Origin of the sequence: Actinotignum inguinis, assembly GCF_051265835.1 — a bacterium.
In the GTDB taxonomy this organism is placed as follows: Bacteria; Actinomycetota; Actinomycetes; order Actinomycetales; family Actinomycetaceae; genus Actinotignum; species Actinotignum timonense.
The window spans coordinates 39,750-60,707 of sequence record NZ_JBOZDP010000009.1 but is presented as its reverse complement, the minus strand read 5'-3'; the positions used below and the strand labels follow the sequence as shown (position 1 = coordinate 60,707).

The window sequence follows — 20,958 nt, the reverse complement described above, 5'->3', positions numbered from 1 at the left end:
GCGGGCGGGGCCTAACGCGTCTGGGGGAGTGCCTGGCGCGAGCTGCCCGCGCCTGGCACACTATGTGATATGGCTAATATTCCGACATTGACATTGAACGACGGGCACACCATCCCGCAGCTCGGCTTCGGCGTTTTCCTGGTGGAGCCGCAGGAGGCAGAGCGCGTGGTGAGCGAGGCGCTGGCCACCGGCTATCGGCATATTGACACCGCAGCCATTTACGGCAACGAAGCCGAGGTGGGGCGCGCGATTGCGGCCTCCGGTATCCCGCGCGAGGAACTTTTTATCACCACGAAACTGTGGAATGACCGGCAGGCCGATGCCCCGGCCGCGCTGGCGCAATCCCTGGAGAAACTGGGGCTTGATTACGTGGATCTGTATCTCATTCACTGGCCGGCACCGCAGCAGGGGCTGTACGGGGAGGCGTGGAAGGACCTGGTGAGCTTCCGGGAGGCCGGGTTGGTCCGTTCGGTGGGTGTATCCAATTTCCAACCTGCGCATCTCAATCGCATCGTGGCTGATGGCGGCGTCGTACCGGCCGTGAACCAAGTTGAGCTGCACCCGCGTTTCCAGCAACGCGAAGTTTCCCAGTATTGCGCCGCGCGCGATATCAAGATCGAGGCGTGGGGGCCGCTGGGGCAGTCTAAGTACGGGCTTGATGAACTGGAGCCGATTGCGGCCGCGGCCCGCGCGCACGGGAAAACCGCCGCGCAGGTCACGTTGCGCTGGCATCTGCAAAGCGGGCATATTGTTTTCCCGAAAACCACGCACCGGGCGCGTATGGAGGAGAATATCGACCTCTTCGATTTCGAGCTCAGCGCCGCGGAAATGCAGGCGATTGCCGGGCTGGATGCCGGGGAAGCCGGGCGGGTGAGCTCCCATCCCGATGAGGTGAACTAGGCGCGCGAAACGGCGCGAGCGTGGGTGTGGCGCGGTAGGTGTGAGTGCCCGGAGCCCTGCGGACGAGCGCGCGCCGTGCGAGAAACTTCGCTTTTCGCAAATCCTTAGCACTCACCTTGACTGAGTGCTAAGTGCGGCTTACCTTTAATAGCGGACGTAGTTCATGCTACGGCTTGTGCTTAGTGCGGGCCCGGCCCCCGCGACGGCGGGTCCCGGTTCTGAGCGCGTTTGTAGTGCACGAGTTGAGAAGTAAGGAGGAGCCGCATGTCGGTCTCCATTAAGCCGCTTGAGGATCGCGTTGTTATCCGTCAAGCTGAAGCAGAAACGACCACCGCTTCCGGTCTGATCGTTCCCGATACCGCTTCGGAAAAGCCCCAGGAGGGCACCGTTCTGGCGGTGGGCCCGGGCCGTATTGATGACAAGGGCAACCGCGTTCCCATGGATGTCAAAGTGGGGGATGTTGTGGTGTACTCCCGCTACGGTGGCACCGAAGTCAAGTACGGCGGGGATGAATTCATCATCCTCTCCGCGCGTGACGTGCTCGCCGTGGTGGAAAAGTAACATCACCTAGGCAGCGCTAGATAGCGCTAGGCAGCGCCGTTTTTGCGGTAGCTAGTAGCGCCGCGATTCGGCGGCAGCGTAGTACGTGGTGGGGCTGGCTCGTTTGGGCCGGCCCCACCACGTTTTTGCATAACCTTGCGTTCGGCGGCTCTGCCACAACCCGGTGCGCCACCTCTGGTTACAGGCATTTCCACAGATCGTGATCGCCATCGGGAACAGGTCTCATACCCAGGGGAAGACTGAAAACTGGGCGGTACCAATAACCTACTGTCTTGAAACGATGCTTTTCTACCGACGAACGTCAGTGTGAAATACCGACAAATGACGGTGTTGTGGTACTAGAAATAACTGGTTAACTGGAGGCGTATCTGAATGGAGATCTCCGCCCGCGTTTCCGGGCTGGGCAATTCGCCACCAAAGACGGTGGTGCAACGAAAGGAATACAGGGAATGAACGAGGGCGAATGTACGGATCGATTTCAGGAATTTGGGAAGCTATTTTCGACAAGCGCGCGTTCGTTGAAATCGGAGAAGAGGGTGCTAGTTTCCTTGAGGTGCTTCTCGGTTTAGAGGGTGTTGTAGCCGAATGCTTCGGCTAAAAGGACAACCATGGTTCGTGTTTCTCCGGATCCGGATTGGACGCCGGTGCCTTTCCGCCAGTCGTGGAGCGGTCACCTCATCGTTGGCACGCTGACCGCAATAGGTATTGTGATTGCGCTGGCGCTGAGCCGGTTGTTCCTCCCTCATCAGGTGAATTTTTTCGCACTGCTGCTCATCGTGGTGCTGAGCACCGTGGCTGTTGAATTCCTTTCGACCATCCCTCACCTGTGGCAACAGCAAAGGTATCATCATCCCCACCCGGGAGGATGGCTTCCTCCGCTGAGCCGGATTGCGTTCTTCGCAGGGGTCTATTTTCTTGTCACGCTGGCACTGACGTGGAACTCCCGGCAGGCACTCATCTGTGGTGGCCTGGCTACCGCGGTCGCGATCATTGAGGTGATCGGGATACGGCAGTGGAAATCCGGCTTGACCATAGCAGAGGAGAGAGAAGCCACCCTGAAAGCCAAGAAAGCGCTTCAAGAACTCATTATAGAAACCCGCATAGAGCGGCGGGAGATAGCTCGGCGCAGAGCGGCCGAGCGCCACAAGCGGCTCGGCTTACCGGAGGACACCAGTCCGATTATTACGGTCAAGCCGGGCGGCTTCGAATTCCGGCCGCATCGCGTGAACTTTATTGCGCCGCGCGCCGAGCCCGACGGCGCGGAGCAGCCTGATGCGCACTCAGATCCACATTCTCAAGAGGACCGAGGTTAGCTCGGCAGTTAATTGCGGCGTAGCTGGGCTCCCAGCTCTTCGGTGGCGCTTGTGCTTCACAGGTAGAATTGAGGACTGAATTGCTTGGGATTGAGGAAGTGAAAGAACAGTGCTTCAGCTAGTTGAATATGCGTTAGTCGGTTTGGAGCTCATCGTCGCCTTGCTCAGCGTTATTTTCGCGGTTATGAGCCTGATGGGGCACTCCGACATGATTTACTTGGCCATGTTATGTTTAGGGATCTATGCAGTCGCATCTGTGATCACTAAGGGAATCGAGCATTTGGGTAAGAATAAGTAATCTGGTACGGGGATATTTAGCAAGCACGCGGCGGCAAGGCAGAACGACAGAGGAAAACTGTCTGTCGCGCACACTTTGTTTCCCGGCTGAAATGAAGGAAGGGGAGGGCCCGGAAATTCCGGGGCCTCCCCTTTCGCTTGCCCGGGGCGGGATACTGGCCGGTGGGCCAGGATCCCGCGGGCGTTACTTGTTAGCGGGTTGCAAACAGTGCTGTGTTAGCGGCGGACGATGGGGGTATCAACACCATCCCCGTCCCAGTCACCAACCAGCATCTGGTCACCAGCCCGGCCATAATGCAAGGTGATATCAGCGTTCCCGCTCTTGAGCGAGTTCGCCACAAACACCTGGTTACCACGGCGGACCGCGAAGGTATCCTTACCATCGCCATCCCAATCACCAACGAAGATCTGGTCACCGGCCTTGCCGTAGGAGAAGGACGTTTCAGCCTTGCCGCCCGCGAGGGTGTTATTCACGAAGAACACATTCCCACGCTGGAGAGCGAAGCTGGACTTGCCATCCCCGTCGAAATCACCGGAGAGCAACACATCACCGTCGCGCCCGAAGCTGAATACCTGGTCGGCATCCCCCGAACGGATCGAGTTGAGGACGAATACCTGGTTGCCGCGGCGTACCGCGAAGGTATCCCTACCGTCGCCATCCCAGTCACCAACCACGATGGTGTCATCAGCGCGCCCGAAGGAAATCACTTCATCGGCCACTCCACCGGTGAGGCTGTTCTGAATGAAGATCTGGTTACCGCGGCGGACAGCCAAGGTTTGCTGACCATCACCATTCCAGTCCCCGGCCAGGACTTCGTCACCGGCTCGCCCGTAGGAAAAAGCGGGTTGGGTTGCTATGGAGTCCCAATCGTTGGATAGATAGAACGTATTGCCGGTGTTACCCGGCTTCGCCGGAACGTTAGTTGTGCTCGGGGTAGGCGCCGGTGTCGGATCTGGGGCCACCGTAGGAGTTGGCTGCACTGTCGGATCCGGTTTTTCAGTAGGCGCTGGCTTTACTGTTGGCGTCGGCTCGGCCGTAGGCGTCGGCTCGGTCGTTGGCGTCGGCTTCACCGGGGGAGTGGGCGTGGCCGTGGGAACGGGCTGTGGCGAAGGGGCCGGTTTCTCGGTGGGCGTCGTCGTTACTGAAGGAGTGGGTTTTGGATCTTGCTGCGCAATACCTGCCGATTGCTCAAGGCCGGCCAAGGTAAATTTCGCTTGCTTGATATACGCAAGATCGGTGCGCACATCGTACCCGCGCCCGGCCGTTCCCTTCCAGGAATGCGAGAAGTCCTTATCCCAGTGGCCATACGAGTGCATGATGAACGTGCCATCGGGCAGTGCGGTGATACCCGTATACCCGGTATCCCCGCCGTAACGATTATTCGACCAGTCCCGCTCCAGCAGGATGCGATACTGGCCCGGGCGCTGGTGCATCAAATCATCGAAGGTGCCGACCCAGGCCACCCAGTTCCCGGCCTTCCAATCACTGGCACCATCGTGGCGGCCATTGCCATTGAGGTCATAGCGGATTTCCCGCATGGGAACCACCACCCGGCCAGAGACGGGATCATAGGCCGGCTTATGCCGCTCGCCGGCAAGGGAACCGGGAAGCTCCACCGGCTTCGACCAGGTCTTGCCTTCATCCTTGGACACGATCATCGTGGGCAGATGTGCATGGGACTGGCTGCGCGCCAAACCAACAATCTGCTTGCCATCCGGAGAACGGAACATCCCGATCTCACACATTTGATGGGACTTTTCGATATCGCGGTGTTCGGCCAGGTAGGGAACCGGATCAGACCACTTCTCCACGCCGTCCTCGAAAGTGAGGTAGGTCTTGTAATTGACGAAATCGTAATCGTGATAGACACCCATCCATTTTTGGATTGGCTGGCCGGCGTCGTCGCGCAATTGCACCAGGGAAGCCATGGCAACAATCGCGGCATTATCCTTCCCATCATGCTGACGCACCGGGTGGAAATTGGTGTACTCGCTCCACGTCTCGCCATTGTCATCCGAATAGGAGGTATTCCACCCGTAACGGTGGCCGGCATTATCAACACCCCACCCCGGATTAGCGGTGATAAGCATGAGACGCTCCGCGCCATCCTCCCGGATGAGGGAATACAGGGTAGGAGTTTCCTGCGAACCCGTCCACGACTTCGGGGTATCGGTCTTTTCCGTCCACGTTTTCCCCTGATCATCCGAGATCATCATGACCAGCGGGCCCTTGCCGTGCCCGGCCGGGAACGCGGAAATCAGCCGCCCGGTTTTTGTTTGCACCAGATCGGGTTGCCCCAAATACTGGCGATTTCCACCCGGCTGGCGCATCACCGTGCTGATATTGGCATCATCGAGCTTGTATTCCGGGATCGTATTGCGTAGGGGGAGCTGGGGCTGGGCGGGTTCGTTTTTGCCGGGCTCGCCCTTGCCGGGGGTATCTTGACCGGGCTGACCGGGCTGACCGGGCTGGCCGGGAGTCGGCTTTCCCTGGTCCGGATTGCCTTGCGCGGAATCCTGCGGCCGTTCCTTATCGTAGAGAGCTTTCACCTCAGCAGCGCTCAGCGCGGAGTTGTAGACGGCCAGTTCGTCAATGGCACCGGTGAAACCAGTTCCACCAATAACATCCGCGGGGATGAGCACGCGATGGTTCTTCGTCCAGGAATTCTTATCAACAGCCTGGCCATTGACGTACATCGTCATCCCAGCGGTTTTCGATTGCGTCCACGCAAGGTGATACCAGGTACCACCGGAAAAATCGTATTTGAAGGTCAGCACATCGCCGCGGCCCTTACCTACATGGAATCCAGCCTGGCGGTTCGCAGCCAATTTTAGATCGAAAGAAAAATCCTTCTTGTTATCCATGAGCACCGAGGTGCGCTCCCGGGGTGCTGCATCCGAGCGCACCCAATAGCTCACCGACCACGGGTCATTTTCAGAAATCGATATCGGCTGGGAAAAGCTGAGGCCGTGGCCATTCTCCACCCGCAAGGCAGTGCCGGACACGCCATCCACCAGCGGCGCCTGTGCCTGATCTGGATTGCGCTGCCCCGCGGAATCCGCGAGATCCGTATCGAAGGTGTACTTATGAATGGGGGTAGCTGCCTGTGATGCGTGGGCGATGAGGGTACCGCCGCCCGGCAAGGTAAGGAGTAACGCACCGGCAACAGATATAAATTGGTATAAACGTTTCACCACTATTCGCTTTCGATGAATTTGACAGTTCTGAGCACGGAGCTTCCGCGACATTGCTTCCGCTGCAACCCAGGCCAGGGGTTGCCGTGCTCGTGTACAAGATCACCGGTTCTTGTTCTGAACATACTAGGAGCGTGGCCGGGCGGGAGTAAGTGCCTTTTGGTCCTAAAGTCTGACAACTTTTTGTGAGGTGAAATACACTCGGGTTGTGTGGTGGCGGGGAAGGCATGTAGCTGCGTCGTCGTTCGAAAAGACCCCGGGGGCCGTGAGCGAAATTTGTCTGACCTGCGCAAATGTGCGCGCTGTGCGGGTGTTGACTCTTTTCTCGGAGCCGCCGGCGCAGTACTTTAACTTCCATGTGCGGAATTGTTGGGTACGCGGGCCCGCGCTCGCGAGCAGAACAGAGAAGAACGAACGGCGCCGAAACGGCAGGCACCAGCGCCACAAACGAAGCCACCACGGGCGCCTCGACCGGCGCCACGCAACGCGGATTGCAGGTGGTGCTCGAAGGCCTAGCCCGCCTGGAATACCGCGGCTATGACTCGGCCGGGGTGGCGGTGGCCGGGCCGGAGGGCTTGCGTGCGGTCAAGCGCGCCGGGCGCCTCGATAACCTGCGCCAGGCCCTGCAGGACACCCCGCTGCCGCCCGCGCAGGTGGCTATCGGGCACACTCGCTGGGCGACTCACGGTTCGCCCTCGGATACCAATGCCCACCCCCACGTTTCTTTTGATGGCCGGGTTGCTATCGTCCACAACGGCATTATCGAAAACTACCGCGAACTCGCGGAGGGCCTCGCGGCCACGGGCATTACGCCCGTTTCCGATACCGATTCGGAAATCGCGGCGCATATCCTCGCCCAGCAGCTCGCCGCGGTTGATGCGAATGCTGCGGTTGAACAAGATGGCGCCACGGTTGATGCGAGCGTTGCGGAGTCCGGTTCCGACGACGCCGCGGCCGGTGCTGCGGCCAGCACCGCCACCACCACGGAGCCCGGCTCAGGCTCCGCCCTCTTCCGCGCCATGCTCGCCACCGCGAATATCATTGACGGCTCCTTCACGCTCGTCGCTATCGACCGCGATCACCCCGATACCGTGGTGGCGGCCCGGCGGAACTCCCCGCTGGTCATCGGCCTGGGCGAGGGGGAGAACTACCTGGGTAGCGACGTGGCCGCCTTCATCTCCGAAACCCAGCGCGCCCTGGAAGTCCCGCAGGATACCGTGGTGGAAATCAGCGCGGATACCGTGCGGCTCCTCGGCTTCGACGGTTCGCCGCGCGCGGGCAAGGAATTCACGGTGGATTGGGACGCCTCGGCCGCTGTCAAAGGCGGATACACCACCTTCATGGACAAAGAGATCCACGAGCAGCCGCGCGCCGTCGCCGATACCCTGCGCGGGCGCGTGGTCAATGATTCCCTCCAACTCGACGAAATGCGCATCAGCGAAGCGGTGCTGCGCACCATCGATAAAATCATCGTGATCGCCGCCGGAACCGCGTCCTACGCCGGGCAGGTGGCGCGCTACGCCATCGAGCATTGGTGCCGCATCCCGGTGGAGGTGGAACTCGCCTCCGAATTCCGTTACCGTGACCCGGTGGTGGGGGAGAAGACGCTCGTCGTCGCCATTTCGCAATCCGGGGAAACGATGGACACGATTATGGCGGTGCGCCACGCGCGCGAACAGGGCTCGAAAGTCCTCGCCATCGTCAATACCTACGGTTCGACCATCGCACGCGAATCCGACGCGGTGCTCTACACCCACGCCGGCCCCGAAATCGCGGTGGCTTCCACGAAGGCCTTCGTTGCCCAGATCACCGCGTCCTACCTGCTCGGGCTCTACCTGGCCCAAATCCGCGGCAATAAATTCCGCGACGAAATCACCGGCTACCTCGACGAACTCGAAAAAATGCCGGCGCGCATGGAAAAAATGCTCGCCCAAGAACCGCAAATCCGCGCCATGGCCCGCGAACTCAAGGGCGAAAACTCGGTGCTTTTCCTCGGCCGGCACGTCGGTTTCCCCATCGCCCTGGAAGGCGCCCTCAAACTCAAAGAAATCGCCTACGTGCACGCCGAAGGTTTCGCCGCCGGGGAACTCAAACACGGCCCCATCGCGCTCGTGACCGACAACCTGCCGATTTTCGTGATCGTCCCCACCCCGCGCCGCCCCGAGCTGCACGCGAAAACGCTGTCGAATCTGCAAGAGGTCCGTTCGCGCGGGGCACGCACCATTGTGGTTGCGGAGGAGGGCGACGACGCCGTGCGCGATTTCGCCACCTCGGTATTCTGGGCACCCCGCGGCACGCCCACCCTCATGATGCCGCTCGTCACCGTGATCCCCCTGCAGATTTTCGCCTCGGAGATGGCGGCGGTGCGCGGCTACGACGTTGATAAACCGCGCAACCTGGCCAAATCCGTGACGGTCGAATAATCGCGCCACCCCGCGCTCACTTTCCAGTCACGTTCAATTAGCCGGGTGTTTACCCGCGCTTCCTATGGTGACGGTGTCCTATTTCCCTCGGATGAAGGAACACCATGACCATATTTTCCCTGCGGCGCATGACCGCTTTCGGTGCGGTCGCGGTGCTGGGCGCGGGCGTGCTCACCACGCCGGCCCAGGCCGCGCCAGCCGACCACGTCACTATCGATATCGCGGCGATCTCCGATTTCCACGGCCATATCGAGAACGCGGCTGCCCTCGACTACCAGATCGATGAGCTGCGCAAGGCCAACCCGAATACCATTTTCGTGGGGAACGGCGATCTGGTGGGCGGCTCGGCCTACGTGTCCTCCATCGCGAACGACCAGCCCACCCTCGATATTCTCAACGCCATGCAGCTTGACCTCTCCGGGGCGGGCAATCACGAATTCGACCAGGGCGTCAAGGATTTCGAAAACCGCATCGTCCCGGCCTCTGAATTCCCGTGGACCCTGGCGAGCGTGGGCGGGATCGACACTGCAAAGATCACCCCCTACGCCTTGAAAACCGTGGGCGGGGTACGGGTGGCTTTCGTATCCGGCGTGACCGATGAGCTCAATACCCTGGTGTCTCCCACCGCGATCACCGGCCTGGATATTAAGGATCCCGTCAAGGCCGTGGATGCGCAGGCTGCCCTGCTCAAGGATGGGGACGAAAGCAACGGCGAGGCGGATATCGTCGTCGCCCTCATGCATGCCAATAATGCGGTAGCGGCAACGCTCGGAAGCGATGTGGACGCCGTCGTCGCAGGTCATACGCACCTCACCGTGGATAGCGTGACCACGCCTTCGGGCGCACCGGTTCTGGAAGTGGGCGAATACGGGCGCACGTACGGCCGTTACACTTTTGTGTACGACGCCGCAGCTAAGAAGCTCGTGAGCGCCACCGCCGCCAACGTTGCTATTGACTACAAGAATGCCCAGGCCCCCAAGTCCGCCGATATTGAGGCGATGTACCAGGCTGCCGAAACGAAAGCGAAGGAATTGGGCGCCCAGCAGATCGGAACCATTAAGGGAATCGCGAACCGCGGCACCAATAACGGCACCGATACCGGGGCGAATCGCGGGACCGAATCCTCGGCCGGCAATATGATCGCCGAAGCGTTCTACCAGTACTCCCAGGGCATGGAAAAGAAGGCCGATTTCGGGATTATTAACCCGGGCGGTATTCGCGCGGATCTGGACCCCAACGGCGACGGCATCGTCACCCTGGAAGAGTCCTACACAGTGCAGCCTTTCGGGAATTCCTACGCCACTGTGGACCTGACCGAAGCGCAGATCTACACCATGCTCGAACAGCAGTGGAATGACAAGGAAGGCGCCTCCCGGCCCATGCTGCGCCTCGGGCTTTCCTACAATATGCATTACGTTTTCGACGCCGCCGCGGATGCCACCCCGGGCCAGCGCGTCAAGGCCGTGTACATCAACGGTGAAAAACTGGATCGGGCGGGGGAGAAGGTCTATACCGTGGCCTCCAACCAGTTCATCCTGGCCGGTGGTGACGGTTTCACGGTGCTCGGCGAGGGTAGCAATTACGCCGATACCGGGCTGATCGATAACGATGTGTTCAACGCTTTCCTCAAGGCCAACCCCGGCTATCAGGTGCGTTATAACCAGACCTCGGTGGGTATCACCGGGGAAGAGGCTCTCAAGGCTGGGGAAAGCGCGGAGCTGAGCTTCTCCTCGCTGGCTCACACCTCCACCGAGCCCAAGGGTGAGAAAGTCACCGTGTACCTCAACGGGGTGGAAGTGGGCAGCGGCGCGCTGGATACCACCGTGACGCCCTCGCTGGATAACACCGGCCGTGCCACCGTGAAGGTCACGGTGCCTGCCGATGCCCCCGCGGATTCCGTGCTGCGGGTGGTGGCCGGGCCCACCGATCTGTCCTTCCAGGTGGCCGTTGCTCCCGCAGCGGTGACGCCGGATCCGGGTGCGGGCGAGGAGCCGGGTAAGCCTGGTAAGCCGGAACCTACGGAACCGGGCAAACCGGAACCCACGGAGCCCGGAACCCCGAACCCCACCCCGGAACAACCCGCGAAGCCGGGCGCTCCGACGGGTAACCGCTTCATCGCCACCAATAACTGGAACTCGGGTGCTGGCAGCATTGATGCCGCCTACGGGCGCGCTGGCGAAAGCTTCATTTACGGGGATTGGGATGGCGATGGCGTAGATAGCCTCGGCGTCGTGCGCGGTAACCAGTTCCTCCTGAGCAACGGCTTTGCCGGGAATGCCACCGAGGTCTTCGCTTTCGGGAAGGCCGGTGACCGGGTACTCGTCGGCGACTGGAACGGGGACGGTAAGGACACCGTGGCCGTGGTGCGCGGAAACACCATTTATGCGGTGGATTCCCTGCGCGGCGGCGCGGCGGACCACGTCTTCACCTTCGGACGCCACGGGGATACCTACCTGGCTGGTGATTTCAACGGCGATGGCCGTGACGAAGTAGCGGTCCAGCGCGGCAATACTTTCTTCGTCCAGGACTCCCTGGGCGGGGCTGCCGGTGCCGCCTTCTCCTTCGGCCGTGCCTCGGATATTGCCCTTGCCGGTGATACCGATGGGGACGGGAAGGACACCATCGTGGTGGTCCGCGGTAACGCCTACTACGTTGCCGGCTCCTTGAGCTCCGGGCCGGCCAGCGCGGTGTACTCCTTCGGGAAGCACACCGATACGCACCTCCTGGGTGACTGGAATGGCGACGGCGTCGATACTCCGGCCGTCCACCGGGTCCGCTAAGGATTCTGCGGAGGGTTCGCTAAGGAATTCCGGCGCAGCGCCGCTGAGCAATATTTGCCGGTAGTGCTGTGCATCGCTAGCCCGCATGCTGCCGTGCTCATGAGTGAGCCGTGCGGCGTGCGGGCTAGTTGCACACGGGTGACTTGCTAGTCACGGGCCTGTGAGCTGGGCTTATGTATATGTGCCTGCCGGTTGGGTATGCGCGCGCGAGCTGTGTCGATTTTCGCGTGCCGGCCACATTGGAGTTATCAGCTTGGCGCGATAACATGGGAAAATGGATTTCGTGAACGATTTTGCTCCTCTTGCTCTAACCTATGACGATGTGTTGCTTGTTCCGCAACCAACTGATGTTATTCCTTCCGAAGTCGATACCTCTTCCCACCTGACCCGCAATATTGTGCTGAAAACCCCCATGGCTTCCGCGGCTATGGATACGGTCACGGAGCGCGATATGGCTGTTGCGATGGCACGCCAGGGCGGTATTGGGATTATTCACCGCAATCTCTCCCCGGAAGATCAGGCCCAGCAGGTTCGCGAGGTCAAACGTTCCGAATCCGGCATGATCACCGACCCGGTGACCGTAGCCCCGAATGCCACGATCGCCCAGCTTGATGCCCTGTGCGGGCAGTATCGGGTCTCTGGCCTTCCCGTTGTGGATGAGCAGAAGCACCTGCTCGGCATTATTACCAACCGTGATTTGCGTTTCGTTCCGGAAGATGAGTACGCCACCACCCGGGTCGAGGATGTGATGACCCGCATGCCGCTGGTGACCGCACCCACGGGTGTGTCCCGCGCGGATGCCCGGGCGCTCCTCAAGAGCCACCGGATTGAAAAGCTTCCCCTTATTGATGAGGATGGGCGCCTCACCGGCCTTATCACCGTCAAAGATTTCGTCAAAACCCAGCAGTACCCCAATGCTTCCAAGGATTCCCAGGGCCGCCTTCTCGTGGGCGCGGGCGTTGGGTACTTGACCGACTCCTGGGAGCGGGCCGGGATGCTTGCCGATGCCGGCGTGGACGTGCTTGTGATTGATTCCGCGAACGGGGAAGCGAAGCTCGCCCTCGATATGATTCGTCGCCTGCGTGCCGATTCCGGTTTTGACGGCGTGGAGATTATCGGTGGCAATATCGCCACCCGCTCCGGCGCCCAGGCACTCATCGACGCCGGGGTGGACGCGGTCAAGGTCGGGGTGGGCCCCGGGTCCATCTGCACCACCCGCGTGGTGGCCGGCGTGGGCGTACCGCAGGTGACCGCGATTGTGGATGCGGCGCGCGCTTGCAAGCCGGCCGGTATCCCGCTGATTGCGGACGGCGGCCTGCACTGGTCCGGTGATATCGGCAAGGCCATCGTGGCCGGTGCTGATACCGTGATGCTCGGTTCGCTTCTTGCTGGCTGCGTGGAAACCCCCGGCGAAGTCATTTTCGTGAACGGCAAGCAGTACAAGCACTTCCGCGGCATGGGCTCCCTGGGTGCGATGAGCTCGCGTGGCAAGAAGTCCTACTCCAAGGACCGCTACTTCCAGGCCGACGTCACCTCCGATGCGAAGCTCATTCCGGAAGGCATCGAAGGCCAGATTCCCTTCCGCGGCCCGCTGGCCTCCGTGCTCTACGAACTGGTGGGCGGCCTGGGCCAGACCATGTTCTACTCGGGTGCCTCCACCATTGCCGAGCTCAAGGAAAAGGGCCGCATGGTCCGCATGACCGGCGCCGGCCTCAAGGAATCGCATCCCCACGACGTGGAAATGACCGTGGAAGCCCCGAATTACTCCGGGCTCAAGTCCTAAATATTCCTACTCATAATCTCCTTTAGCTCGCTGCCACGCGTGGCAGCGCTGGGGTGGTAACGAGGGCCGGGAACGTAAGAGCGCGTTCCCGGCCTTTCGCTATGTACCGCAAAGTACGACGCCGCAGCCCGGCTCCCGCGTGGCTGGGTTTATGCGCATACTGGATGATGCGTTGTCCGCTTGGGTTCGCCCAGCCGGACCAGCAACGTAACTAGCGAGTACTAGTTGCGCGGGACGGGCCAGCCTTCCTTGGGGCCATCCGAGCGGCCTACTTTGCGCAAAAACTCTTGGAATTCGCGTTCGGCCGCGATCTGAATATCCACGATTTCCCGCAGTTCCTTTTCCCGCAGCTGGGGGAATCTCTCCAACATGGCCCCGAGTACCCGCAGCGTGGCCACCACATCAGCTTCCGCATTGTGGAAAGAATCATCCTGGAAAACCCCGTAATGCATAACGAGGTTTTCCAAGCGCCGCTTCCCCTTGCGGTAGCGATCCACCCCGCGATCCAGCAGATAGGGATCAATAACCGGGAAAATCTCACCGCCCAAGCGCTGGTTGAGGGTGGGCAGCCCGTGGCGGGCCAGCTCACTTTCGAGCAGGGTGAAATCATAGGAGGCATTAAAAGCCACCACCGGCTGGCCGGCCGCTAGTTGCGCCCCCAAAATATCCGCGATCTCACCGAGGACTTCCGCGATGGGCTGGCCCTCCGCGCGGGCTTGCTCCGTGGTAATGCCATGCACCTGGCTGGCTGCTTCCGGAATATCCACCCCGGGATCCGCCAGCCAATACCGCCGCGAGGTTCCCTCACTATCCACCCGCACGAGCGAGCAGGTGACGAGGCGATCGCGCCGGGGATCCACCCCGGTTGTTTCTGTATCAAAGCCGATAAGCGGCAGCGTGGTCCACACGGTTCCCATCCTTTCCGCGGCCCGCGCCGCGCTTCTGTGCTGGTGCTTCGTAGTCTAATCCGCCCCTACGACACGAAAACGTACCGGTTCCTATCTGCGGCTACGTCCGCGGCGTAAGGGTATCCAATGTTTCAACGCGGCGACACCGATGAGCAGCAAGCTGGAGAAGAGCAGTACGAGAAGCCCGATTCCGGGTGGAAGCATATTCCCGGAATCGTCACCCCTGAGGATACTGATACCGGCAATTCCGGGAAGGTACTTTCCTACCTCGGGAAGAAGGGTTTGGACAAGCGGAGCGATAATCGCCACAATCGTGAGCAGAACGGCCACGCTGGAATATCGGGATCGGAAAATAAGGCAGATACTCACGCAGAATATGCACAGGGTGGCAAGATACACGAGTACCGCGCCTACCGAAGGTAGCGAGGCTAACAACAGCTCGCGATACTCTGTGGCACTTAGAGTTGAGGCATCTATACCGCGCGGTGCCAGAAATCTATACATCACCACGGCGCCAATGGCCTGACCCGATCCCCACAAACACACAGTCACGCCACTGCATATGGCTCGGGCGAGCAGGGTCAGTGGTGTGGCGGGGAGAACCAAGGTAGTGATATCGCGGTAACGCGGTTGATCATCGAAATTTAGCAACACGCACGGTAGGACAGCCGCAATGGGCTGCGCAAAAACAATGCTGACCGCGATGGCGGTAGATAAACCTGCACAACCAGCGGGAAGTTCGCCGGCGCGGGGGAGTAGTTGCAGTGCGGTCATCATGTTCCCGGCAACTACACACAGCCCGAGAACGACACCGATTCGTACCTGTGAAGCCACCTGAATGAGCGCACCGCGCAGGTGCCAGATCGCCCTATCGTGGGCACGCAAAGAGCTAATCATGCCGCGGCCTTACGGCGTTCGGACCAGAAAAATCCGAGTGCAATGACAATCATCCACGCGAGCAGAACGAAGATATTTGTGCTCCAATGAGCGGCTACATCCGCAGCAAGTTCTGGTGACATAGCCGAATTGGCGAGCATATCACCCTGCAAAATAAGGCCGTAAGCAGCCAGGTCCGGACTCCAACGGGCGAGGGGCGTTACCCGAGATAAAAGGAACGACAGTGGAACAACTGACTGATTGAGCAGGAGGAAGAGAAGAGGGATCGTCCCGGATTGGAATACTGAGGCGAGGAAGGAGGCTAACCAGCACAGTACATTCCAGTAGATGAGGAGGCCACATAAAGCTTGTACATTGAAGCTGCTCCACTGGAAGGCACCCACGCCAAAGCCGACAAGCAGGGCAAGGCTGAGGTAGATGACGACAAAGAAGAAACCTACCAGTAGATGAGCAGCCGCCCAGGCGAAACGACGTGGCACCGCTACCGCGATGAGAGTTCGGGTGGAAGCGTGGTGGGGCTCCAGGGGAACCAAGTTTTCGGAGATGGATCCCACCCCGGAAATAATGGGGGCAAGGGAGAGCATAAGGAGCGCCTGCGAGAATAGAGAATAATCGGCGTGCCAGAGTTTCCCGTCGCTGTACTGTACGAATAAGAACAATGCCGCAGGCAGGAAACATGCCAACAATGCGATTCGGACAGATCGTGAGGTCCACCAGAGTACCCATTGTGCGCGCACTAACCGCGAAAATGACCTAAGCATCTGTGTCTCCTTCGTGCTTCGCGGCTCCGGTAGCCTTTTCGGTTGTATTCGGGTGGGACGGCCATCGGCCGGATGCCAGGTTGCCGTGAGCCAACGTGGCTGCGCCGTCGTACACCACGCTGCCCTGTTCCAGGACCACCAGACGATCACAGGTATCGGCAAGGAAATCCAACAGATGACTGGAGAGCACAACCGTTTTTCCCTCACGCCGCCACATTGCAATCAGCTGCGCCAGTAACTCGATTCCTTGCGGGTCAAGACCATTGGAAGGTTCGTCTAGTAGCAGCACAGGAGGGTCGCCGAGAAGCGCGGCCGCTAAACCGAGACGCTGATTCATGCCCAGAGAGAGCTTTCCGGCTTTTCGAGTGGCCACGCGATCCAAACCAACCGTATGCAGTACCTCGTCAATGCGCTGGCTCGCGAAGTGATGGGTCGCTGCGATCCATGCCAGATGCTGGCGCACAGTACGCGAGCGAGTTGCCCCCGAACCACCCAGGAGGGTTCCCACGTAGCGAAGCGGGTAGTCCAGTTGTCGGTAGGGATGCCCAAAGATGAGAGCTTGTCCATGGGTGGGTGGTTCCAGGCCAACTAAGAGGCGTATGAGTGTGGATTTTCCGCAACCGTTATGGCCAGCTAAACCCACGATCTGGCCGGGAGGGAAACTCAGCGTTAGATTATGGAGCGCACTTTGACCACGATAAATTTTGGATAAATCCTTGGTTTCTATGGGAAGTGTTGTCATGCTTCTATGCTGGCGACTCATCATGCGGAGCACATCGGCCTCGTGTTCGATACTCGCGGCCCTAGCTCAGCCTGGGTTCCGAGGGAAAAATCAGCCCGCGGGCCGATGGAATGGGAGCGCTGCACGGGTAGCATATGCGCTATGTGCGCTACCACCTCTCCATCGCGTCCCGCGTCCATTCGCGTGACCGCCGGTCACACGGCGCAGAAGAAGGAAAACCGCTGGGGAGTGCTGGGCAGGGCGGTGCTACCGCTGCTTGTTCTGGGACTTATGGTTTTTGTGGCAGTTCCGGAAAAATACGAAATCTGGTGGCGCCTAGCGATATTTGCGCTCTGCGGGGCGCTGCTGGGGTGGTGGTATTGGCAGTGGCTTGTGCAAAGAAGACGCAATAGTGAGTTACAAGCACAGGCGGAAACTGAAAAAATCCTATCGGGAGATCGCTTAGCTCTCGCCGCGGAGTTGCACGATATAGTTTCCGACGGCTTGGGATTACAGCATTTGCGACTCACCCGGGCTCTCGAAGAAGTGACTGATCCGGTAGCATTGGCAGCGTTGAGTGATATTCGGGACTCTAATAAGCAAACTATCGCTCAGATGCGTACCGTTCTTGACCGATTGCAGGGCCGTGATATTAGTCCTCCCGGGATGCCGGATCTAGAACAAATTTTTGCGGCAGCGCAACGGCACGGTATGGAACTCAGGGGCACTGCCGAAGTGCTCGCAACTATCCAAAGGCTGAATCCGCAGCTGCGTAAGCTCTTCATCGCAACTTGCCGGGAAGGATTAGCGAATACCGCCCGCCATGCCGGACCCACCACCGTCACCTTCCAGATTGAAGAAAAAGGCAAGGGCGTGAGCCTCGAACTAGTAGATCAGGGGCCGGCACCGGATTGGCAGCCCATCATCGGCTCCGGGATTGGCTTGGATCACCTTCGGCAACGCGCCGCCGAATGCGGCTATGTCGTGGGCGCCGGGCCAGTGGGCGCCGGGTGGAAACTATGCATGTACCCCGAGTGAGAACGGTAATACCCGGTATGTATGAGGAGGTAGCACATGATGATTCGGATTGCGATTGCAGATGATCAGGGACTACTTCGGGAAAGCCTCGCGGTTCTCCTCGAGCAGCAGGAGGACTTTCGCGTGGTGGGCAGCGCCGGAGACGGCGTGGAAGCCTGCCGTATGGTGCGTGAGACGGATATTGACGTTCTGCTGCTGGATATTCGCATGCCTCTCATGGACGGACTGGACGTACTCAAGGAGCTGAAACGGAATGGCTTCCCTGGGCGCATTGTCATGCTGACCATGTATCAGGATGACCTGTATCTGCGAAAGGCCTTGAGCCTGGGCGCTGACGGGTACCTTCTCAAAGATAGCGAATCCGAGACGATTATCTCGACAATCCGCCAGGTATCGGTGGGAAACAGAGTGCTCGACCGCCAGGTCCTAGACCACGTAGTACAGTGTTACCTCCACGAAAGGGGCCGGTCGCCTGGTGAGGTACCTGAATTACAGAATTTGACCGCACGGGAACTAGAAGTCTTGACCCTCATCGGTAGCGGTTTAACTAACCTAGAAATTCGGGGGCAACTCTATATTTCGGAAGGTACTCTCAAAAGCCACATCAACGCAATACTGCGCAAGACGGGCGCTCGCGACCGCTCGGCGGCCATCGTCCTGGCCTTCCGAGCCGGATTGGTGACATTTAGCTAAGACGGATTATTCGCACCGAACTGAGGAAGCTTTCCGCCCCCATTTCCAGGGCTGTTTCAGCTTAAGTTACTCTAATAGGCAGGTGGCGAATCAGCTCTGAGCTGCCCGGCAGGAAGGAACACAATGCAGTTCGCGGTGTTATCCGAGAATGAGTACAACGACTACATGACCACGCAACGGTGTTTCATTTCCCAAACGGTGAGCTACGGGCGGGTGCGTGCGGCCGAAGGATACCGGGTGGAATACGTGGGCGTGCGTAACAATGCCGGAAATATTTGCGGGGCCGGCCTCGTTATGTATCAACCCTGGAAGAAGATCTTCACACGGGCTTCCCTCGCCTACGGGCCCACCTTGGATTGGAGCCGCAGCGAGGTTGTTTCCGCTTTCTTCAGCGGGCTCAACCGGCATTTCGCTTCCCAGCCGCGCTTGCTCACCGCCCGGATTAACCCGATTCTGGCACGGCGCTGGTACACGGATATTACGCCGCTCAAGGACAATCCGGTGGCCGGCGCGGTCTCCCAAGCTCTGGAACGCGATGGTTGGCGCCACCTTCCTTATGAATTCGGGGAGCGCTCCGATATTCAACTGCGCTGGATTTACACCAAGACGATCTCCGGGATGAACTTCGAAGAAGCCAAAGCAACTCTCGCCAAGGGGCTGCGTCGTCGTTTCAATAACGAAAACCGCTACGGGGTGCAGACCCGTTTCCTCGGGCCGGAAGATTTCGATGTATTCGCGCAGCTCTACGCGAGTACCCGCGACCGTACCGACGGCATGCCTGCTCTCTCGGCTTCCGCGGTGCGTTTCTACCGCGATCTCATGGCGGACATGGGTCCCGAACGCGCGCTGCTCGCGGTGGCCTATGTGTCTCCGCGCCGCTACCTCGATCAGATCGCGATTGAGCGCGCGGAAGTACACGAGCGGATCGAGGTGCTGCGCGGGCGTAAAGAAACGAAAGCGCGGGAGCGCGAACTTGAGCAGGCCGCCCAGCGCCTGGAAGTGCTCGACGGCCAGGAAGAAATGGCACGCGAAACCCTGACCGAGCGCGGCGACGCGGAGATTCCCTTCAACGCGGCGCTCGGATTCCGGGTCGGTTCCGAACTGATTTTGCTGCTCGGTGGGATGGATAAAACGCTATCCGCCTACGCGCGGGATTATCCGGTTGAGCGCGCCATGTTCAAATACGCCTGCGATGAGAGCCTGGATACCTACAATACGTTCGGCATTTCCGGGGACTTTTCCGAGGACGCGGCCGATGCCAATATTCTCGCTTTCAAGCGCTGGCTCAACGGGCAGGTGGAAGAATTTGTGGGCACCTATGAAAAGACGTTCGCGCCGCGTTTCCTCGCCCGCGCGCTGGGTGCGGAAACGCGGTAAGCGCGTGATGTGGTGGAGCGTGACGCGGTAGGACCTTGACACGGGAGCAGCGCAGAACGGTTGCGGCCCCGCGCTTCGCTGCCTTAGCCGCGCGGATGTGCGCCGCGGCCCGGTCGCGCGCCTTTCTTTGCCGGTAAAGTGGAGAACGTGAGCGAAATCGAGATTGGGCGCGGCAAACGCGCGCGGATAGCTTATACCTTTGACGACGTCGCCATCGTGCCCACCCGGCGCACCCGGGACGTTCGCGAAGTCTCCACTGCCTGGCAGCTGGATGCCTACCACCTCGATATTCCGGTGCTCAGCGCCCCCATGGATTCGGTGGCTTCCCCGGATATGATGATCCGCCTGGGGCGGGCCGGGGGATTGGGCGTGGCGGACCTTGAGGGCTTGTGGACTCGCTACGAGGATCCCACCCCGCTGTACGAAGAAATTGCCGCGCTGCCGCCCGAATCCGCTACCGCGCGCCTCCAGCAGATCTACGCCGAGCGCCCCATCGATACCGGCCTGGTGCGCTACCGGGTAGCGCAACTGCGGGCCGCCGGGATCACCGTGGCCGGGGCCTGTTCGCCGGGCCACGCCAAAGAAATTGTGCCGCCGGCCGCCGATGCCGGCCTGGACCTCCTGGTCATCCGCGGCACCACGGTGAGCGCCGAGCATGTGTCCACCACCCGCGAACCGCTCAACCTGCGCGGCCTTATTTACGATCTTGATATTCCGGTGCTGGTGGGCGGCGCGGTCACGTACCAGAGCGCGCTGCACCTCATGCGTACCGGCGCGGCCGGGGTGCTGGCCGGTTACGGGGGAGGGGCCGCTTCTGCGACGTTACGTACCGTGGGGATTGCTGCCCCGATGGCGACGACGATAGCCGATATCGCTGCCGCCCGCCGGGACTACCTCGATGAATCGGGCGGGCGCTACGTTCATGTGATCGCGGACGGCTCGGTGGGCAGCTCCGGGGATCTCATTAAAGCCCTGGCCTGCGGGGCGGACGGCGTGATGCTCGGAACCATTCTGGCGCGGGCCAGCGAAGCACCCGGGCGCGGCTGGCACTGGGGACCGGAAGCCCGCCACCCGCGCCTCCCGCGCGGGGAACGCGTTTATGTGGGCACCGCCGGCACGCTGGAAGAAATTCTGGTCGGGCCCACCTCGAGCGCCCGCGGGCATACCAATATCATGGGGGCGCTGCGCCACGCCATGGCCGCTAACGGCTACTCCGATTGCAAGGAATTCCAGCGCGCCCAGCTGGTGGTCACCCCGCGCTAGGCGCGCTTCTCGCAGCGATGGCGCTACTCACCACGCGGCCGCGCGCTC

General features: G+C 60.3%; 16 protein-coding genes. 12 read left to right on the top strand and 4 right to left on the bottom strand.

Annotated features, from left to right (window positions below):
- Nucleotides 1-69: 69 nt before the first annotated feature.
- From ACRQFC_RS05955 to ACRQFC_RS05940, 4 genes are all read left to right on the top strand, one after another.
- Nucleotides 70-900 carry an aldo/keto reductase gene (locus ACRQFC_RS05955; RefSeq protein WP_087070555.1) on the top strand — a complete coding sequence of 277 codons (831 nt, stop codon included), beginning with the start codon at nt 70-72 and terminating at the stop codon, nt 898-900.
- Between the two features lie 264 nt (nt 901-1,164).
- Nucleotides 1,165-1,461, top strand: coding sequence for a co-chaperone GroES (groES, locus tag ACRQFC_RS05950; RefSeq protein ID WP_016443059.1), 297 nt, complete (start codon nt 1,165-1,167; stop codon nt 1,459-1,461).
- Nucleotides 1,462-1,924: 463 nt separating this feature from the next.
- Nucleotides 1,925-2,059 carry a hypothetical protein gene (locus ACRQFC_RS05945; protein ID WP_257960031.1) on the top strand — a complete coding sequence of 45 codons (135 nt, stop codon included), beginning with the start codon at nt 1,925-1,927 and terminating at the stop codon, nt 2,057-2,059.
- A 10-nt stretch (nt 2,060-2,069) separates the two neighbouring features.
- Complete coding sequence (locus tag ACRQFC_RS05940; RefSeq protein WP_143231862.1) at nt 2,070-2,774, top strand: hypothetical protein; 705 nt, start codon at nt 2,070-2,072, stop codon at nt 2,772-2,774.
- A 513-nt stretch (nt 2,775-3,287) separates the two neighbouring features.
- Here ACRQFC_RS05940 and ACRQFC_RS05935 read toward each other — a convergent pair.
- Nucleotides 3,288-6,269 carry a LamG-like jellyroll fold domain-containing protein gene (locus ACRQFC_RS05935; protein ID WP_159455008.1) on the bottom strand — a complete coding sequence of 994 codons (2,982 nt, stop codon included), beginning with the start codon at nt 6,267-6,269 and terminating at the stop codon, nt 3,288-3,290.
- A gap of 353 nt (nt 6,270-6,622) precedes the next feature.
- Here ACRQFC_RS05935 and glmS point away from each other — a divergent pair, with 353 nt between their 5' ends.
- The 3 genes from glmS (at nt 6,623) to guaB (ending at nt 13,252) form a co-directional block, all read left to right on the top strand.
- Nucleotides 6,623-8,689 (top strand): glutamine--fructose-6-phosphate transaminase (isomerizing), encoded by a 2,067-nt coding sequence (glmS, locus tag ACRQFC_RS05930; protein ID WP_284883077.1) that lies wholly within the window; start codon nt 6,623-6,625, stop codon nt 8,687-8,689.
- Nucleotides 8,690-8,793: 104 nt separating this feature from the next.
- Entirely contained in the window at nt 8,794-11,469 is a 2,676-nt protein-coding gene (locus tag ACRQFC_RS05925) for a 5'-nucleotidase C-terminal domain-containing protein (RefSeq protein WP_087070559.1), read from the top strand.
- 274 nt (nt 11,470-11,743) lie between these two features.
- On the top strand, nt 11,744-13,252 hold the full coding sequence (gene guaB / locus ACRQFC_RS05920; RefSeq protein ID WP_026428247.1) for an IMP dehydrogenase: 1,509 nt from the start codon (nt 11,744-11,746) through the stop codon (nt 13,250-13,252).
- 221 nt (nt 13,253-13,473) lie between these two features.
- On the opposite strand, the gene ACRQFC_RS05915 is transcribed toward guaB, so the two are convergent.
- On the bottom strand, nt 13,474-14,160 hold the full coding sequence (locus ACRQFC_RS05915; RefSeq protein WP_087071180.1) for an exonuclease domain-containing protein: 687 nt from the start codon (nt 14,158-14,160) through the stop codon (nt 13,474-13,476).
- A 126-nt stretch (nt 14,161-14,286) separates the two neighbouring features.
- Here ACRQFC_RS05915 and ACRQFC_RS05910 point away from each other — a divergent pair, with 126 nt between their 5' ends.
- Nucleotides 14,287-14,583, top strand: coding sequence for a hypothetical protein (locus tag ACRQFC_RS05910; protein WP_087070560.1), 297 nt, complete (start codon nt 14,287-14,289; stop codon nt 14,581-14,583).
- Between the two features lie 470 nt (nt 14,584-15,053).
- Here the strand turns inward: ACRQFC_RS05910 and ACRQFC_RS05905 are convergent, their stop codons facing one another.
- Both ACRQFC_RS05905 and ACRQFC_RS05900 read right to left on the bottom strand, forming a co-directional pair.
- On the bottom strand, nt 15,054-15,716 hold the full coding sequence (locus tag ACRQFC_RS05905; RefSeq protein WP_143231863.1) for a hypothetical protein: 663 nt from the start codon (nt 15,714-15,716) through the stop codon (nt 15,054-15,056).
- Between the two features lie 94 nt (nt 15,717-15,810).
- Nucleotides 15,811-16,560, bottom strand: a complete 750-nt coding sequence (locus ACRQFC_RS05900; protein WP_159455009.1) for an ABC transporter ATP-binding protein — start codon at nt 16,558-16,560, stop codon at nt 15,811-15,813.
- Between the two features lie 141 nt (nt 16,561-16,701).
- On the opposite strand from ACRQFC_RS05900, the gene ACRQFC_RS05895 reads away from it, so the two are divergent.
- The 4 genes from ACRQFC_RS05895 (at nt 16,702) to ACRQFC_RS05880 (ending at nt 20,910) form a co-directional block, all read left to right on the top strand.
- Nucleotides 16,702-17,577 carry a sensor histidine kinase gene (locus ACRQFC_RS05895; RefSeq protein WP_159455010.1) on the top strand — a complete coding sequence of 292 codons (876 nt, stop codon included), beginning with the start codon at nt 16,702-16,704 and terminating at the stop codon, nt 17,575-17,577.
- A gap of 36 nt (nt 17,578-17,613) precedes the next feature.
- Nucleotides 17,614-18,270 carry a response regulator gene (locus ACRQFC_RS05890; protein WP_087070564.1) on the top strand — a complete coding sequence of 219 codons (657 nt, stop codon included), beginning with the start codon at nt 17,614-17,616 and terminating at the stop codon, nt 18,268-18,270.
- 123 nt (nt 18,271-18,393) lie between these two features.
- Entirely contained in the window at nt 18,394-19,647 is a 1,254-nt protein-coding gene (locus tag ACRQFC_RS05885) for a lipid II:glycine glycyltransferase FemX (protein WP_087070565.1), read from the top strand.
- Between the two features lie 147 nt (nt 19,648-19,794).
- Nucleotides 19,795-20,910 carry a GuaB3 family IMP dehydrogenase-related protein gene (locus tag ACRQFC_RS05880; RefSeq protein WP_087070566.1) on the top strand — a complete coding sequence of 372 codons (1,116 nt, stop codon included), beginning with the start codon at nt 19,795-19,797 and terminating at the stop codon, nt 20,908-20,910.
- Nucleotides 20,911-20,958: the final 48 nt, after the last annotated feature.

What these genes read in the sequence shown, in the direction of transcription:
- glmS (WP_284883077.1), top strand. Translation starts at nt 6,623, where the DNA reads ATGTGCGGAATTGTTGGGTACGCGGGCCCGCGCTCGCGAGCAGAACAG.
- ACRQFC_RS05890 (WP_087070564.1), top strand. Translation starts at nt 17,614, where the DNA reads ATGATGATTCGGATTGCGATTGCAGATGATCAGGGACTACTTCGGGAA.
- ACRQFC_RS05955 (WP_087070555.1), top strand. Translation starts at nt 70, where the DNA reads ATGGCTAATATTCCGACATTGACATTGAACGACGGGCACACCATCCCG.
- ACRQFC_RS05940 (WP_143231862.1), top strand. Translation starts at nt 2,070, where the DNA reads ATGGTTCGTGTTTCTCCGGATCCGGATTGGACGCCGGTGCCTTTCCGC.
- ACRQFC_RS05945 (WP_257960031.1), top strand. Translation starts at nt 1,925, where the DNA reads ATGTACGGATCGATTTCAGGAATTTGGGAAGCTATTTTCGACAAGCGC.
- ACRQFC_RS05885 (WP_087070565.1), top strand. Translation starts at nt 18,394, where the DNA reads ATGCAGTTCGCGGTGTTATCCGAGAATGAGTACAACGACTACATGACC.
- ACRQFC_RS05910 (WP_087070560.1), top strand. Translation starts at nt 14,287, where the DNA reads ATGTTTCAACGCGGCGACACCGATGAGCAGCAAGCTGGAGAAGAGCAG.
- groES (WP_016443059.1), top strand. Translation starts at nt 1,165, where the DNA reads ATGTCGGTCTCCATTAAGCCGCTTGAGGATCGCGTTGTTATCCGTCAA.
- guaB (WP_026428247.1), top strand. Translation starts at nt 11,744, where the DNA reads ATGGATTTCGTGAACGATTTTGCTCCTCTTGCTCTAACCTATGACGAT.
- ACRQFC_RS05900 (WP_159455009.1), bottom strand. Translation starts at nt 16,560, where the DNA reads ATGACAACACTTCCCATAGAAACCAAGGATTTATCCAAAATTTATCGT.
- ACRQFC_RS05895 (WP_159455010.1), top strand. Translation starts at nt 16,702, where the DNA reads ATGTGCGCTACCACCTCTCCATCGCGTCCCGCGTCCATTCGCGTGACC.
- ACRQFC_RS05925 (WP_087070559.1), top strand. Translation starts at nt 8,794, where the DNA reads ATGACCATATTTTCCCTGCGGCGCATGACCGCTTTCGGTGCGGTCGCG.